Origin of the sequence: Polyangium sp. 6x1, assembly GCF_029946515.1 — a bacterium.
In the GTDB taxonomy this organism is placed as follows: Bacteria; Myxococcota_A; Polyangia; order Polyangiales; family Polyangiaceae; genus Polyangium.
This window is the reverse complement of record NZ_JARZHH010000033.1, coordinates 104,750-118,426: the sequence shown is the minus strand read 5'-3', so window position 1 is coordinate 118,426 and position 13,677 is coordinate 104,750. Positions and strand designations below refer to the sequence as shown.

At 69.6% G+C, this 13,677-nt stretch carries 9 protein-coding genes; 3 read left to right on the top strand and 6 right to left on the bottom strand.

Going from position 1 to position 13,677, the window contains the following annotated elements:
- Positions 1-1,621: DUF2169 domain-containing protein (locus QHF85_RS28060; RefSeq protein ID WP_281330410.1), on the bottom strand; the 1,621-nt coding region annotated here is incomplete at its 3' end.
- Positions 1,622-1,786: 165 nt separating this feature from the next.
- On the opposite strand from QHF85_RS28060, the gene QHF85_RS28055 reads away from it, so the two are divergent.
- Genes QHF85_RS28055 through QHF85_RS28045 form a run of 3 tightly spaced genes read left to right on the top strand, consistent with a single transcriptional unit; the run spans position 1,787 to position 5,399 of the window.
- On the top strand, positions 1,787-2,209 hold the full coding sequence (locus QHF85_RS28055; protein WP_281330409.1) for a hypothetical protein: 423 nt from the start codon (positions 1,787-1,789) through the stop codon (positions 2,207-2,209).
- Positions 2,206-3,051 carry a hypothetical protein gene (locus tag QHF85_RS28050; RefSeq protein ID WP_281330408.1) on the top strand — a complete coding sequence of 282 codons (846 nt, stop codon included), beginning with the start codon at positions 2,206-2,208 and terminating at the stop codon, positions 3,049-3,051. Before QHF85_RS28055 ends, QHF85_RS28050 begins: the two co-directional genes overlap by 4 nt.
- 32 nt (positions 3,052-3,083) lie before the next feature.
- Positions 3,084-5,399, top strand: coding sequence for an N-6 DNA methylase (locus QHF85_RS28045; RefSeq protein WP_281330407.1), 2,316 nt, complete (start codon positions 3,084-3,086; stop codon positions 5,397-5,399).
- A gap of 16 nt (positions 5,400-5,415) precedes the next feature.
- Here QHF85_RS28045 and QHF85_RS28040 read toward each other — a convergent pair whose 3' ends face one another.
- The 5 genes from QHF85_RS28040 to QHF85_RS28020 all read right to left on the bottom strand — a co-directional run bounded on the left by QHF85_RS28040 (position 5,416) and on the right by QHF85_RS28020 (position 13,676).
- The gene (locus tag QHF85_RS28040; protein ID WP_281330406.1) at positions 5,416-6,528 is read right to left on the bottom strand and encodes an SGNH/GDSL hydrolase family protein; all 1,113 of its coding nucleotides are present in this window, start codon (positions 6,526-6,528) and stop codon (positions 5,416-5,418) included.
- 42 nt (positions 6,529-6,570) lie between these two features.
- Positions 6,571-8,190: an ATP-binding protein gene (locus tag QHF85_RS28035; RefSeq protein ID WP_281330405.1), complete on the bottom strand. Its 1,620-nt coding sequence runs from the start codon at positions 8,188-8,190 to the stop codon at positions 6,571-6,573.
- A 173-nt stretch (positions 8,191-8,363) separates the two neighbouring features.
- Complete coding sequence (locus QHF85_RS28030) at positions 8,364-10,289, bottom strand: DUF3604 domain-containing protein (RefSeq protein ID WP_281330404.1); 1,926 nt, start codon at positions 10,287-10,289, stop codon at positions 8,364-8,366.
- 37 nt (positions 10,290-10,326) lie between these two features.
- Entirely contained in the window at positions 10,327-10,890 is a 564-nt protein-coding gene (locus tag QHF85_RS28025; RefSeq protein ID WP_281330403.1) for a hypothetical protein, read from the bottom strand.
- A 77-nt stretch (positions 10,891-10,967) separates the two neighbouring features.
- Positions 10,968-13,676: a MopE-related protein gene (locus QHF85_RS28020; protein ID WP_281330402.1), complete on the bottom strand. Its 2,709-nt coding sequence runs from the start codon at positions 13,674-13,676 to the stop codon at positions 10,968-10,970.
- Position 13,677 lies beyond the last annotated feature (1 nt).

The following is a 13,677-nucleotide window of genomic DNA, read 5'->3' as shown; positions in this document are numbered from 1 at the left end:
CGGCCGCCGCTGCCGCCGTGCCGAGCGTCTCGCGCCCCGGCGCCACGCCGCCGGGCGCGCCGCCGGCCCACGGGCTCGGCGCGCGTCCGCCCTCCGATGACAATGTTGTGCCAGGACGAACCGGCGCAGGGACGGGCGGCGGGCGCGAGGGAGGCGCAGCGGGAATCGTCGAGACGGGCACGGGCGCTGGGACCGGCACCGGCGGCGGCGCGGCCACGGGCACAGGCGGCGCGACGGGCGCGGGCACGACGGGCGGGACGAATGCAGGCGTCGAGACCGGCGCGGGCTTGGGCGCGGGCGGCGCGGGCTTCGGCACGGGCGGCACGGTCGCGGGAGACACGACGGTCCCCGGGAGCGAGGCGCGCGCCGCCGCGGGCACGGGCGGAGGCGTCATTGCCGGCGGCTGCGGCGTTTGAAGCTGCTGCGGCCAGGGGCGCGGCGAAGGCGCCGGCGGCGGCAAGGCCGACGATTGAAATGGCAAATCGCCCGAGAGCGAGGGCTGCGGCTCACGCGCGGCCTGTCGCAGGGGCGAGGCCGCGAACGGAAGCGCCGCGCGGCGCGCCGCTTCGGCCTCGGCCTGCGAGATCACGTTCGTCTGGGTATGGTCCTCCTCCGAATACCCCTTCGATTCGGAGGCGGCCATCGCCTGGACGATCTCGCCCCAGCTCATGTCGTGGCCGGGCATCTCCATTCCGACGATCACGCGCCCCGGCTCGTCCGGCCGCGCGAGCGGGATCTGCACGCGCCAGGTCAGCGTGGCGATCCCGCGGTCGGTATCGATCCACAGCGCGTCGGCGCGCACCTTCTGCCGCTGCGCCGGCCCCTGCCCGCGGTCGACGAAGATCGCGGGACGCACGCCCGGCAGGTTCGTCACGAGCCGCGCGTGCTCGGGGTGCAGGTTCTCGAGCACGATTCGCTCGTTGTCGCGCAGCGCCGAGAGGAGCTGATCCGAGGGCGCCGCATTGAAAAAGGCCTCGCTCGGCCCGTCGAGCCCCACGCCCGCGGGCGGCGGCGCGCGCCCCACGAGGTCGGCCCGCGAGGGCCAGCTCGTCGCGATCGGCGCGAAGCAAACGGGCGGCACGAAATCGTCGGGCGAAGAGACGTACATCCCGAGGGGCTGCAGGTTCGGCAGCGCGCGCCGCCCATAACCATCGCGCACGTCGGCGCGCACGCCGACGGGGTTGTTCGTGCCGGGCCCGCCGCCCGCGCGCTCCCACGTGAGGCGCATGCGCGTGAACCGCGCGCCCTCCTGGAGCGAGCCGTCGGGCAGGAACGAGCGGTCGCAAAACACCTCGATCGATTTGTCGACCTCGCCGACGATGAGGCGCGCCACGAGCGATCGGACCGGCTGCTTCCCCGGCGCGAAGGCATAACCGACGAGCGTGACCTCGGGGCGTGGCGTAAGCGGCACGAGGTCGCTCGCGGCGCGCAAGCTCCGGTTCGGGTCGTCGTCCCAGTGATCGTCGGCCTCATTGAGGGCCTCTTGCTCGTTCCAGAGCACGGCCTCGCCGGGCTGGAGCCAATACGTGGCCTTGCAAACGACCGTGAGGACGAAGCCCCCGGCGCGCTTCTGCCACACGATGGAACCGGTGCGCAGGGGACCGACCGAGAGGATTTGCATCGCGCCGGAGCCTATCGCAAAAGGCCCGGGATCGACGCGAAAAATGGACCCACCTCGGGCGTCGGGGCGACGGGCGCTTCGCAGCGGTGCGTCAAACGCTACCCGTTGACGCCGCCGGTGCGCGTCGATACCCCTCGAACCATGCACAAACCAATCTCGGGTACGATGACAGGAAGGTTTCTGCTCCTCGGCCTCGGACTCGGCCTCGGGCTCGTCGCGAGCCGGAGCGCGTCCGGGGAGCCCGTAGAGGAGGATGGTGTGCCGCCCGGCATGGTGGCTCACGTCGAAGGCGGCGTTTGTCCCCCTGGATGGGCGCCGGCGCCGAACGTCGAGGGACGGCTCGTCGTCGCGGTCGCCGAGGGCAAGGATGTCGGCGTGCAGGTCGGCGAGCCGCTCACGGATCGCGAGGATCGCGCGCACGCCCACGCCTATGCGGGCGAGATCGTCCTGCCCGCGAAGGCGATCGCGGCCGCCGACGGGTCGAACCAGGCGGGGGCGCAGGCGCAGACCTACCCCATTGCAGGGACCACCGATCCGGGGGTCTCGGGGCTTCCCTTCGTGCAGGTGATGGCATGCGTCAAGCAATGAAAAGCGCGGCCACGCTCGCGGCGCTCGCGCTCGTCACGGCGTGCGCGGCCGGTTCGGTTTCGACGACCGGCGGATCCGAGGGCGCGGGCGGCCAGGGAAGCGGCGGGAGCGGCAACGCGGGCGGCGGGCCTGGGGCGCGCGGCGACGCAATGCCCACGAACACGATCGGTTTTTTCCAGGTCCCTGCGTGCCCGAGCGGATGGGAGCCGTACAAGGCCGCGGCCGGGCGAACGGTATTGCCGACGATCGCTGACGCAGCGGGCGGAACGACCGTGGGCGAACCGCTCCTGAGCGGCGAAGAGCGGCCGCACACGCACGGGGTGCGCGCGACGTTCGACCTCGTCCCGATCACGTATGCAGGCGTCTCGGGCGGCGGCAACCAGGGCGTCTCCGCGGCCGGCGCCGTCGAATTCGGCACGACCTCGGAGGAATCCACCACGGGTTTGCCGTACGTCCAGCTCCTCGCGTGCAAAAAGCTCGCGGATCCCGTCGCCGGGGTCAAACCCTTGCCGAAGGGCATGCAAATCTTTTACGACGGCCCGAAATGCCCCGCGGGCTTTCAGCAGGCCGCCGCGACCCAAGGCCGGCTCGTCGTGGGCCTGCCGAAAGACGCGCCCGCGGATCTCTCGTTCGGGGGCGAACCCCTTTCCAGCGCGGCCCCGCGCACGCATACCCACGGAGGCGAGGTCCCGCTCGCCACGACCTCCCACGGAATCGCGCTCGTGAGCAATGGTGCCGCGACCGGTTATGCGCAAAACGACACGTACACGGCCCCGGCGGAGACGGACCCGAGCGAGGCGTCGCTGCCCTGGATCGAGCTCATCCATTGCGAAAAACTGTGACGGAGAGCCCGAAGTCGACCCGAGGCGCGGGCGTGTTGCGAGAGCAGGCACCCCTTTGCCTGCGCGAGCTCGCCGCGGGGTTTCCGGGGGCGGATCCCGCGGGGCTCGTGCGCGCCATTCTGCGCCTCGTCGTCGTCCTTTTTGCCTCGTCGCGTGGCCTCTTCCCAGGCGACGACCTCGGCGCCCTGCACGCCGAGCTCACCGCGGCCGAGCGCGCCTCGCTCGCCGATCGTCACGACGCGTGGCCCCGCGTCCTTGCCCTGTTTCGACGCCTGCACGAGGGATCGCTCGGACAAACCCCTCCCCCGGGCCCCGCCCGGCGCGGCTCGCTCTTCGACGCGGACGCGTTTCCTTTCCTCGAAGGGCGCCTCTCCGACGCCGTCGTCCTGCGTATCCTCGACAAACTCCTCCTCGCTTCGGGCGAGCGCCTCGCCTACGCCGAGCTCGACGTCGAGCACCTCGGCACCGTGTACGAGACCCTGATGGGTTTTTCCGAGGAGCGACGCCGCCTCGGCGCCCATTACACCTCGCCGCTCCTCACGCGGATCATGGTCGAGCGCACGCTCGCCCCGCTCGTGCGCGCGGACGCGAGCCCCGAGGAGATCCTCGGCCTGTCGGTCTGCGATCCCGCCATGGGCGCAGGCGCATTTCTCGTGCAGGTTTGTCGGTGGCTCGCCGATCGGCTCGTCGCCGCCTGGGAGCGCGCCGGGATGCCCGCGGACGCGCCGCCCGGCGAGGATCCGCGGTCCCACGCGCGCAGGCTCGTCGCCGAGCATTGCCTGTACGGCGTGGATCGCAATCCGATCGCCGTGGACCTCGCCCGCGTCTCGCTCTGGCTGCTCACGGCGCCGAAGACACATCCCTTTTCTTTTCTCGAGCGCACCCTGCGCCACGGGGATTCGCTCGTGGGCCTCGGGCGCGAGCAGATCGAGCCCCTCTCCCCGACGACGGTCCGCGAGCGCCTGGCCGAGGCCGAGGCGCTCCGGCGGCGCTCCGTCGGCCATGCAGGTCCGGAGCGCTTCGCGGAGGCCGATCGCGCCCTTGCGCCGCTCCGCACCGTCGGAAATGCCCTGCTCTCCGCGCTCTTCGCCTCAGACGATAAAAAAGCCCAGAAAGAACGCCTCGCCGCCCTGCCGGGGCTCGCCGCGCGTCATCTCGCCGGCGAGGGCGCGGCGGAGCTCGAAGTCGAGGCCGCGGCGCTCGCGGCCTCACGCTCGCCGTTTCACTGGGACATCGAGCTCCCGGAGGTCTTCGGCGGCGGCGGCTTCGACGCATTCGTAGGAAACCCGCCCTGGGTCTCGTACGCCGGCCGGGCCGCCCAGCCGCTCGCGGACGATCTCCGCGCGTTTTATCGACGCACGAACCCGGCTTTCGCGGGATATCGCAATTTGCAGGGCCTCTTCGTCCACCAGTGCGCCCGCATGCTCCGCCCGGGAGGGCGCCTCGGGCTCGTCTTGCCGACGTCGATGTCCGATCTCGGCGGCTACGAGCCCTCGCGCCGCGCGCACGACGCGTTCTGCGTGTGCGACGACGATCTGCCCGATTTCGGCGACGCCTTCGAGGGCGTCTTCCAGCCGAGCATGGGCCTGCTCTCCACGCGCCGGACCGCGAAAGCCACGCTCGAAACGGCGCTCGCCTGGCCGCTCGCGCGCTCGGACCTCGACGCCGAGACGGCCGCCCTGCTCGAAAAGCTCTCGGCCCTGCCGAAGCTGCCCCCGCACCTCTTCGGCGAGCGTGGATTTCAAAGCAACGGCGACGACGTCCGGCACCTGCACGAGCGCGAGGCGCCCGACGGGCGTTTCCAGATTGGCCTGCGTGTCGGCGGGGACATCGAGCCATTTTCCCGGCGTCCTCCGCGCCTCTATTGTGATCCGACCGATTTCTCGGGTCGCTTCCGCAAGGAGAGCGAATGGCTCGCCGTGCGCCTCCTCATTCGCCAGACGGCCCGCTTCCCGATGGTCGCGTCGTCCGACGGCCTCGCCTTCCGGAACTCGATCCTCGCGGGTTTCTCCGACGAACGATGGAGCGCGGGGTTCCTCCTCGGATGGCTGAACGGGAGCCCGATCCGCTGGTACCATTACATGCGGCACCGCGACGCCCGGCAGGGGATGCCGCAGGTGAAGATCACGCACCTGCGCGCGCTGCCGGCGCCGGCCGATGTCGGGCTCGTCCCGGAGATCGAGGCGCTCGCCGAGGGCTTCGGCGCACGCAATCAGGGCATCAGCCGCGTCGAGCAGGAAAGGCTCGACGACCTCGTCGCCCGCGCGCTCGGCCTCTCGCCGGAGGAGCGCGGTCCCATCGAGCGGTGGGCGCGCACCGTGGCCGCGGACCGCACCCCCTCGCCTTGACGACCCTCTGCGCGCCTCACCAGCCCTTCGCCGATTGAAGGGCGGCCACGAGTTTGTCCGCCATCTTCTGGTGCGTGGCGAGGCTCGGGTGATAATCGCAGCCGATCCCGTCCACCGCCGAATCTTGTACGCCGAGATCCACGAACCCCACGTTCGTGTCGCCCTTCGCCTTGCGGACGTCGAGCGCCGCGCTGATGTGCTGCTTGACCTTCGTCAGGTGCATCGCGCCGGCCGGGTACCCGTCGGTGAGCATCGAGCCGGCGGCGCAAAGGAGGTATGCGCTCGGGTAATGCCCGCGCAGTTTGTCCAGGAACCCGGAGAGCGCGTCGATGTACGCCTGCCCGGGGTCTCCCTTGGCAAAATCGTTCGTCCCGAGGTTCACGACGACGACGTCCGGGGTGTAGGAAAAATCCCAGGTCGACGCGGGATCGTCGGCGAGCGTGCGCCCGAAGCGGACGGGCATCTGATCCTGCGTCGCGCCGTTGTAATCACGGTACACGCCGATGCCCGAATACGAGATCCCCACGTGCGCGGCCCCGAGCTTGCGCGCCGCGATGGCGCCGTACGCCGCATACTCGTCCTCGGTCTCGGGCGAGAACGGGCAGAGCGGGCCCGCGCCGGTGTTGCCATACCCGCAGGTGATCGAGTCGCCGACGAGCTCGATCTTCCGGCGGAACGGCGCGGGCGTGGGGACGAGCGCGCCGCCGGGCGCGGGCACGAAGCCCTTGAATCGCACGACGCCCACGAACGACTCGGTGCGTTTTTCCAGAAAGACCGTGTGCTCCCCGGCCGGCAGGTTCGCCGCGAGCGTGTACGTGTCCTTGGCGCTGCTCGTCGCGAGGTCGATCGGCGGCCCGTCGTCGATCACGACGGCGAAATGGTTGTTGCCCCCGTCCGCGAGGCGCACGTCGAGGCCCGTGCCCGAGAAGCGCGCGAGGATCGTGCTGCCAGGCCAGGCGAAGCGCGGCTCGGCCTCGTTCGTGAATCGACCGATGAAATGCACCTCCGCCACCGGACCGCCGCCGCTCTCCGAGCCCGAGCCCTGGTTCCCTCCCACGCCCGACGTCGAGCCGCAGGCGAGGGCGAGGAGCGCGAAGGAGGCCAAGGGGGCAAACGCGAAGCTCCGCATGCGCCCGAGGATCGCTCCCCGGCGCGCCGCTGGCAACAGCGATCACGCTCCCTGCGTCATCGCGCGCGGGCCCTCGGATTCGCCCTGCGTTTTCCTCCAGCGCGGCAGCTCCACCCGGAACGTGGAGCCCACGCCCGGCGCGCTCTCCACCCGCACGGTCCCGCCGTGCGTGTCCACGATCTGCCGCACGATCCAGAGGCCGAGGCCGAGGCCGCCGAAGGACTGGTTGGAGACGGCGCGCTCGAATCGCTCGAAGATCTTGCCCTGATCCTCGGGCGCAATGCCGACGCCGTGGTCGCGGACCATGAGGCGCGCCGTGCCCTCGTCCGCGTCGAGCTCGATCTCGATCGGCTTGCCGCGGCCATACTTGATCGCATTGCCGAGGAGGTTCGTGACCACCTGTTCGAGCCGCAGCCGATCCCACTTGCCCAGGATGGGTTTGTCGTGGTGAAACGATAGCTGGCAGCCGGCCTCCTCGGCCTCGCGGCTGAAGCGCGTGACGACGTCGTGCACGAGCGCGCAGAGGTCGACCTCGTCAAGGCAGAGATCGAGCTTGCCCGCCGTGATGCGCGAGACGTCGAGCAAGCGATCGATGAGCGCCGCGAGCCGCCCGACCTGCCGGTAGGCGACCTCGAGCGCAGGCGCCATGCGCTCCTGCGAGGCCCCGGCGCGCGCGTCGCGCACGAGGCGTTCGAGCTGCAACTTGAGCGGCGTGAGCGGCGTGCGCAGCTCGTGCGAGGCGACGGCCAGGAAATCGTCGCGCGCCGAGATCGCCTCCAGCGCCTCGTGGAAGAGGTTCGCATTGTCGATGGCCTGCACCTCCATCAGCCTCGCCTGCTCCCGGATCCGGTTCTCGGCGTGCTTGAGCGGCGTCACGTCCACGTCCATGCAGACGAACTCGCAGGCCCCCGTGATCGTCGGAATCGAAAAGATCGTCGTGTAGACCCAGACCTGGCTGCCGTCCTTGCGACGGCACGACCATTCATTGGGGCCGTTCGGGTGGCCCGTGCGCGCGATCTCCTCGAGCGTCTCGACAAACCTCCGCGTCGAAGACTCGTCCAGGATCACGCCGTCGAGCGTCCTGCCGACCACCTCGTCCTCGGACCAGCCGAAGAGCCGCTCGGCGGCGCGATTCCAGTAGAGCACCCGGCCCTGCACGTCGTAGCCCTCGATCGCGACATTCGGCGTGTTGGCAACGATCGCGCGCAGGCGCGCCTCGGCATGACCGAGCGCCTCCTTCGCGAGCCTCGCGGATGTCGCATCGTAAAAGATGCAGATGCCGCCGCGGACGCGGCCCTGCTCGCCCAGGATCGGCCGCGCCGAGACGACGACGTGAATGCCCTTCGGCGCGCGCGTGTTCCGCACGTAAAGCTCGACGCCGTCCACGCGCTCGCCCTGCAGCGCCCGCCAGAGCGGGACGGTATCGGGGGGGCAAGTCGTCCGTTCGTCCGGCAGGAAAATGCCAAAGGCCTCGGCCCACGCCTCGAGCGGGGCGTCGATCGGGACACCGGCGAGGCGCGCCGCGGTCTTGTTCCACGCGACGATCCGGCCGGCCTGATCCGCCACGATGATCGCCTCGTCGAGCACGTCGAGGGCGCCACGGAGGAGGTGGACGGTCTCCACGGGGAGATCACGATAGCTGGAGAAGACGTGTTCCGTCATGGGCTCCTCGCGCTACCCATTGGCCCTCGTTCTGCTCCATTTCGGCCTCCCCTTTTTCCGATACGAATCGGGGGCGTACGACCCCGGAAAGTTCGTAGTCACGGCAGCGGGCGTTGTCGAGGGCTCGTGATCGCCCCCCGGGGCCGACCGGCCGAGAGCCGACGGGCGACCTCTCATGGCCCATACCAGATCGGCGAGCTCCACGCGCGGTGCTGCACGGTCTTCGGGACGGACGCGTCCGCGCAGGCCGCCGGCGCCGAGGCCGGCTCGAGCGCGTTGCATTCGTACGTGCTGTAGCGGCAGCTCGGCACCTCCACGGCGCGGGCATAATAGAAGGCTCGCTCCTTCGGATCGAAATCGGGGTCCGTCCAGACGACGCAGAGCTCCTCGGCGCCGCCCGCGAGCACGTCGCACGTCGCCGTATCCACGGCGGGCTCCGGGGCGGGCGTACCCGCGACGTCGTAGACCTTCTCGTACACCTTCCCCTCGCGAACGTAGCCCTTGATGATCTGGAGCCGCTCGAGCGGCCTGCCCGGCCAGCTCTCCGTGCCCGGGTCGGCGCTCGCCTGCACGAAAAATGTCGGATCCGATCCCGACGACGTCCCGAGCAGCCCGCCCATGGGGACGCCGGCCGCATAAGCCTCTTCGAGCCGCTCGGCGCGCCCGCAGAGGCCCGCGTCGTACCCGAAGCCGCCGAAGAAACGTATCGGAATGCGGGCGCCGCTCGTGGCGAACGTCTCGCGGCGGCGGATCGCCTCGAAGATCGACTCGCGCGAGTTCTCCTCGGCCCAGACGCCGGCGAGCCCGCCCGGATTGTTGATGACGCCGTCGTGCGTCTCCGTGCCGGCGCCGAGGCGCTTCTCGGGCGTGTCGTCGACGAGCCCGACGTGCCCGGGAAAACCCACGCTGGAGGTGTTGCCGGGCGTGCCGTTGTGGGTGTCGGTCGAGCCGATGAGGCCGAATTGAAACGGGTTCGTCCCGAGCCGCTCGGCTTCGAGCAGGCCGGTTTTCAGGACATACCGCAGAAAATCGTGCCTGTGCGTGCAGCCCCAGAGGCGCATGCCCCCGGAGCCGGGTTTGTCGCCGCATTGCTCGTCGTCGTCCGGCCGGAGCTCTTCGAAGTCGCAGAGCGGATCGACGTCCGCCTCGACGTCGAGGAAGCCATTGCGGCACTCGCTCGATCCTTTGTGCTGAAAGATCTCGGCGACGGGCTCCATCTCCACCCGGAGCGCCGCGCGCGAGGCCTCTTCCTCGATCGTCGCGCCGCCGGGGTACGTGGGATCGAAGAGCTGGCCATTCGAGAGGTTCGAGTTGTGCGGCAGGACGAGCACGTCGCAGCTATTCTCGGCCCCCTTGCACCCGTCGCGCAGCAGCGTCCAGAGGTCGAGCGGCGTCGGCGCCTCGAAATAGGTGACGGGCAGATCGGGGACGATGTCGTTCGCGAAGATCACGTTCCGGTGGAGGTTCGAGATCCCGAACGTGTTCGTGTATTCGTATCCGACGAACGAGGTGAAGGAGCAGGCCGCCGTGCGATCGTAGGCCGCCTCGGCCGCGTCTTGCATCGCCTGCCAGCGCGCGCGGGCCGCGGCCTCGCAGTCCTTACCCTCGCCGCAGAGCTCGGCGACGCGCGTCGGGTTCGCCTGCGAGAGGCGCACGGCGAACGTGGAGGCGCCCTTGCCAAACTCGTCACGATATGCCTGGCACGTGAACGTGTCGTACTTCGGTGAGGTGGGCGTCGTGCAATGGGAAATCTCGCCGAGGAACTCGCCGTGATCGGTGACGGCCACGAAATCGAGCGGCCTTTCGATCCGCGCCTCGCGCGTCCCCTTCCCCGAAGCGTCGAGCGGCGGCAGGTGGATCGCCTCGCCGCGCGCGAAGCGATAGGCGTCGGCCGGCGTGACCACCGTGTCGTAAGAGCGGGCATCGAAAGAGAATGCCGTATGGACGTGAAGATCGCCGTAGAGCGGAACCCGCGTGGGCACGCGCGTCGCGCAGGCGGCGCGCGGCCGCGGCACGCGCGGCGGCGCCGCAGGGGGAGGCGCCTCTGCGCATCCGTCGAAAAGGAGGGGAAGGAAAAAGACGAGCCGCGCGATCCTCACGACGCCATGAAAAACGGACCCGGCCCCGTCGTCAAGCTCAGCAACCAGGCACGGTGACGTCGACGTCGAGCACCGCCGCGGCCGTGACCATCGTCTCCTGCGGGGGGCGCTTGCCCTTCGTGGTGGTCGTGAGCTTCATCGAGGGCGCGACGACGTAGGGCTTCAGCTCGGCGCCGGACACGACGAGATCGAGGGAGGTCTGCCCCTTCGGAACGGGATCGATCTCGGCCACGAGCACCTTCGGCTGCCCTTCGGTCTCGGCGTAAAACGCGATCGATTCGATGAAATCGAAGTTCGCCCCGGCGGGCCCGTCGATGACGAGCGCGAGGGAGATCATGCGCACGGAGTCGACGTCGTCCTTCGTGACGCCCTGGTTGTCGAGCTCCTGCGTCAGGTTGATGCTCTGGAATTCGTTGAATGCGAGGACGCCGAGCAGCTCGTCGAGGACCGTGCCTTTGGGGATCGTCGCCTTGGCGCCTACGTCCACCTCGAAATTGTCGATGTTGTCGCAGCCCGTGACGGCGGCGGCCGCGAGGGCGAGGACGAGGTTCTGGAGCGCGACACGGCGGTCCATGCGCGCGCCGGGGAGCGGCTTGTGCATGCCCTCATGAAGCCTCGATCCACGCCGCGTCGCAAGAGGTCCGGCGCACCAAACGCGCCGTTCCCCCCGCTCGGCCTTCAGTTCATGTACGCCCCGCGATCCCAAGCCCCCGCCTGGGGCCGTGCCGATTGCAGGATGTCCGTCGTGACCGTGCCGTACGTGGCCTGGTTGTAGACGTTTTTCCCGGTACCGTCTCCCTGGCCGCCGGCCTTCAGTCGGAGATCGCCGCCCGTCGCATTGATGAAGACGCTCGTCGCCGTGGGCGTGTTCGTCGTGTCGTTGCCGGACGCGGACACGGGGACGGGCGTGCTGAGAAGGTTGTTGGTGAACCCGAAGACGAGGTTGTTCTCCGCCGAATCGAACGAGACGCCCGCGCCCGAGCCGAGGTTCACCGCCGTGCTGCCGCCCGTGATGCTGAAGAGGATGTTGTTCGTCAACCGCCAGCGCATCTTGCCGCTCGACGCGGCGGTGCCCCAGAAGCCGTACGTGCGGGCGAGCATCGTGTTGTTCGTGAAGATCAAGTTGAAATCGACGCCGCCGTTCGACCCCGAGAAATTGACGAGGTAGGCATTGTTGCTCGCCGCTTCGATCACGTTGTTCCGTGCGATCAGCGAGGCCGGACTCGGCGTGTTCGGCCCGATTCCGTTGATGGCATAGGTCACGGCGCCGCTGCTCTTGCCTTCGACGCAGACGCGGTTCGAATCGAGGATCGTCGCGCCGCGCTGGTTGCCGAACTGGATGGCCGCGTGCGTCGTCGAGGTGGTCGAGCGGGCGTACACGTCATTGCCGAACAGCGTCGACGTGCTGCCCGGGCAGGCCGTCGTGCCGAGCGCGGCCGAGGTCGCGGCGCCGCCGCTGAACAGCGTCTCCACGTAGTTGCGCACGAACGTGCCGGCGCGGAGGTTGTGCTGCGTGAGCGAGGTCGTGGGCGACGCGAGCATCCGGAAGCCGCCCCAGACCGCCTTGTTGTGGTCGAGCGTGAGCTGGCCATAGAACACGGTGGGGTACGTGTCCGGATTCCAGTTCGCAAACGAGGAGCTGAATCCGCCCTTGATCGTGATCTCCTTGGCCACGATGACCGAGGTCGATGCATAACCGCCCTGCGCGACGCGGATCGTGCTGCCCGCGGGCGCCATCGCCACGGCCTTGCAGAGCGTCGCCCAGGCCTTCGCGGGGCTCTTGCCGTCGTTACCGTCGTTGCCGCCGGCCGCATTGACGTAATAGGTGACGGCCGTCTCGGCGATCGAGATCGCGATGCTCGACGCCGGGGGGAAGACCTGCTCGCAGCTCGTCGTGAGCGGGTTCTGCGCGGGGATCGCGAAGCTCGTGCAGCTGCCCGAGGCGATCGTCACCGCGCCGCAAGCGCCGCAGGCGAGGCTCTCGTCCACGTCGCCGTCGCAATCGTTGTCGAGGCCGTCGCAGATCTCGGCCGACGGCTGCACGTTCTGCACGCAGGTGATGATGCCGCCCACGCACGTGTCGGTCCCGGCGGCGCACACGCCCTTCTTGGAGGAGAGCGTGCAGGCCGCCCCGCCGTTCGGGTTGCCCTCGTCCGTCATCCCGTCGCAGTCGTTGTCCTTGCCGTCGCAATACTCCATTTCGGGCAACTTCTGTGGCTTGCATATGAGCTCGCCCGACACGCAGAGCGTCTTGCCCGGCGCGCACTCGCCTGGCATCTCCGTCGTGCACGGTAGATCGGCGTCCACGCCGTGATTGTCGATCACGCCGTTGCAGTCGTTGTCCTTACCGTCGCAGACCTCGTCCGTCGGAGGCGGGGCGGCGCAGATCAAGGCGCCGACGAAACATTGGGTCTTGCCGAACGCGCACTCGCCCATCTGGCCCGTCGGGCAGTCGATGCCGCCGCCGGGGTTGTCCTCGTCCGTCGCGTTGTCGCAATCGTCGTCGACGTTGTTGCAGGTCTCCGTCGTCGGCTTCGCGTCGGGGATGCAGTTGAGCGCGCCGCCATCACAATGGTATGTCCCCGTGGCACATTGGCCCGGCATGCCCGACATGCACGCCCCGCCGCCGCCCGGGTCGCCGTTGTCGACGACGCCGTTGCAATCGTCGTCCTGGCCGTTGCAGATCTCCTCGACGGGGTCCTTCGGCGTGCATTCGGGAGGATCCCCGCCGGCGGGGTTGCAGGTGGACACGGTCACCTGGCACGCGCCCTCGCCGCAGACGATTTCCGGGAAGCCGTCGTCGAGGACATTGTCGCAATCGTCGTCGACCGCATTGCACGTCTCCACCGAGGGAAGCGTGTCGCCCTCGCAGGGCCCCCACGTGTCCTTTGCGACGCACGTCTGCGAGCCGTCCTTGCACGCGCCGATGTTCCGCGTGTCCGGTGAACCAGTATAACAGGCCTGCGTCTCGCCGACCTCGCAGGGGCAGCCCTCGTCGACCTGACCATTGCAGTTGTCGTCGATGCCGTCGTTGTCGTCGTCGCAAAGCTCGGCCTCGGAGGGCGAGCCGGGCACGCAAGGCACGGGCATGCCGTCCACGCACGCCTCGATGGTCACGAGGCAGACGCCGAAGCCGCAGGTCGCGAGCGGCAGGTCGTCGATCGTGCCATTGCAATCGTCGTCGATCCCGTCGCAGACCATCTCCGCGGCCGTGCACATCGACCCGCCGGCGCCGCCCTGGCCACCGGCGCCGCCCTGGCCGCCGCCCGTCCCGCCGGAACCCGTCTGCACGAGCACCGGCTCGTCGATGCCGAGGGCCGCATTGCACCCGACAGCCCCCGCCCCAACCCCCATGAGCACGAGCCCAAGCACCAATGCACGCCGCATG

Excerpts from the sequence above, each read along its gene's own strand:
- QHF85_RS28055 (WP_281330409.1), top strand. The coding sequence starts at position 1,787 with ATGACAGGAAGGTTTCTGCTCCTCGGCCTCGGACTCGGCCTCGGGCTC.
- QHF85_RS28050 (WP_281330408.1), top strand. The coding sequence starts at position 2,206 with ATGAAAAGCGCGGCCACGCTCGCGGCGCTCGCGCTCGTCACGGCGTGC.
- QHF85_RS28040 (WP_281330406.1), bottom strand. The coding sequence starts at position 6,528 with ATGCGGAGCTTCGCGTTTGCCCCCTTGGCCTCCTTCGCGCTCCTCGCC.
- QHF85_RS28035 (WP_281330405.1), bottom strand. The coding sequence starts at position 8,190 with ATGACGGAACACGTCTTCTCCAGCTATCGTGATCTCCCCGTGGAGACC.
- QHF85_RS28025 (WP_281330403.1), bottom strand. The coding sequence starts at position 10,890 with ATGCACAAGCCGCTCCCCGGCGCGCGCATGGACCGCCGTGTCGCGCTC.
- QHF85_RS28020 (WP_281330402.1), bottom strand. The coding sequence starts at position 13,676 with ATGCGGCGTGCATTGGTGCTTGGGCTCGTGCTCATGGGGGTTGGGGCG.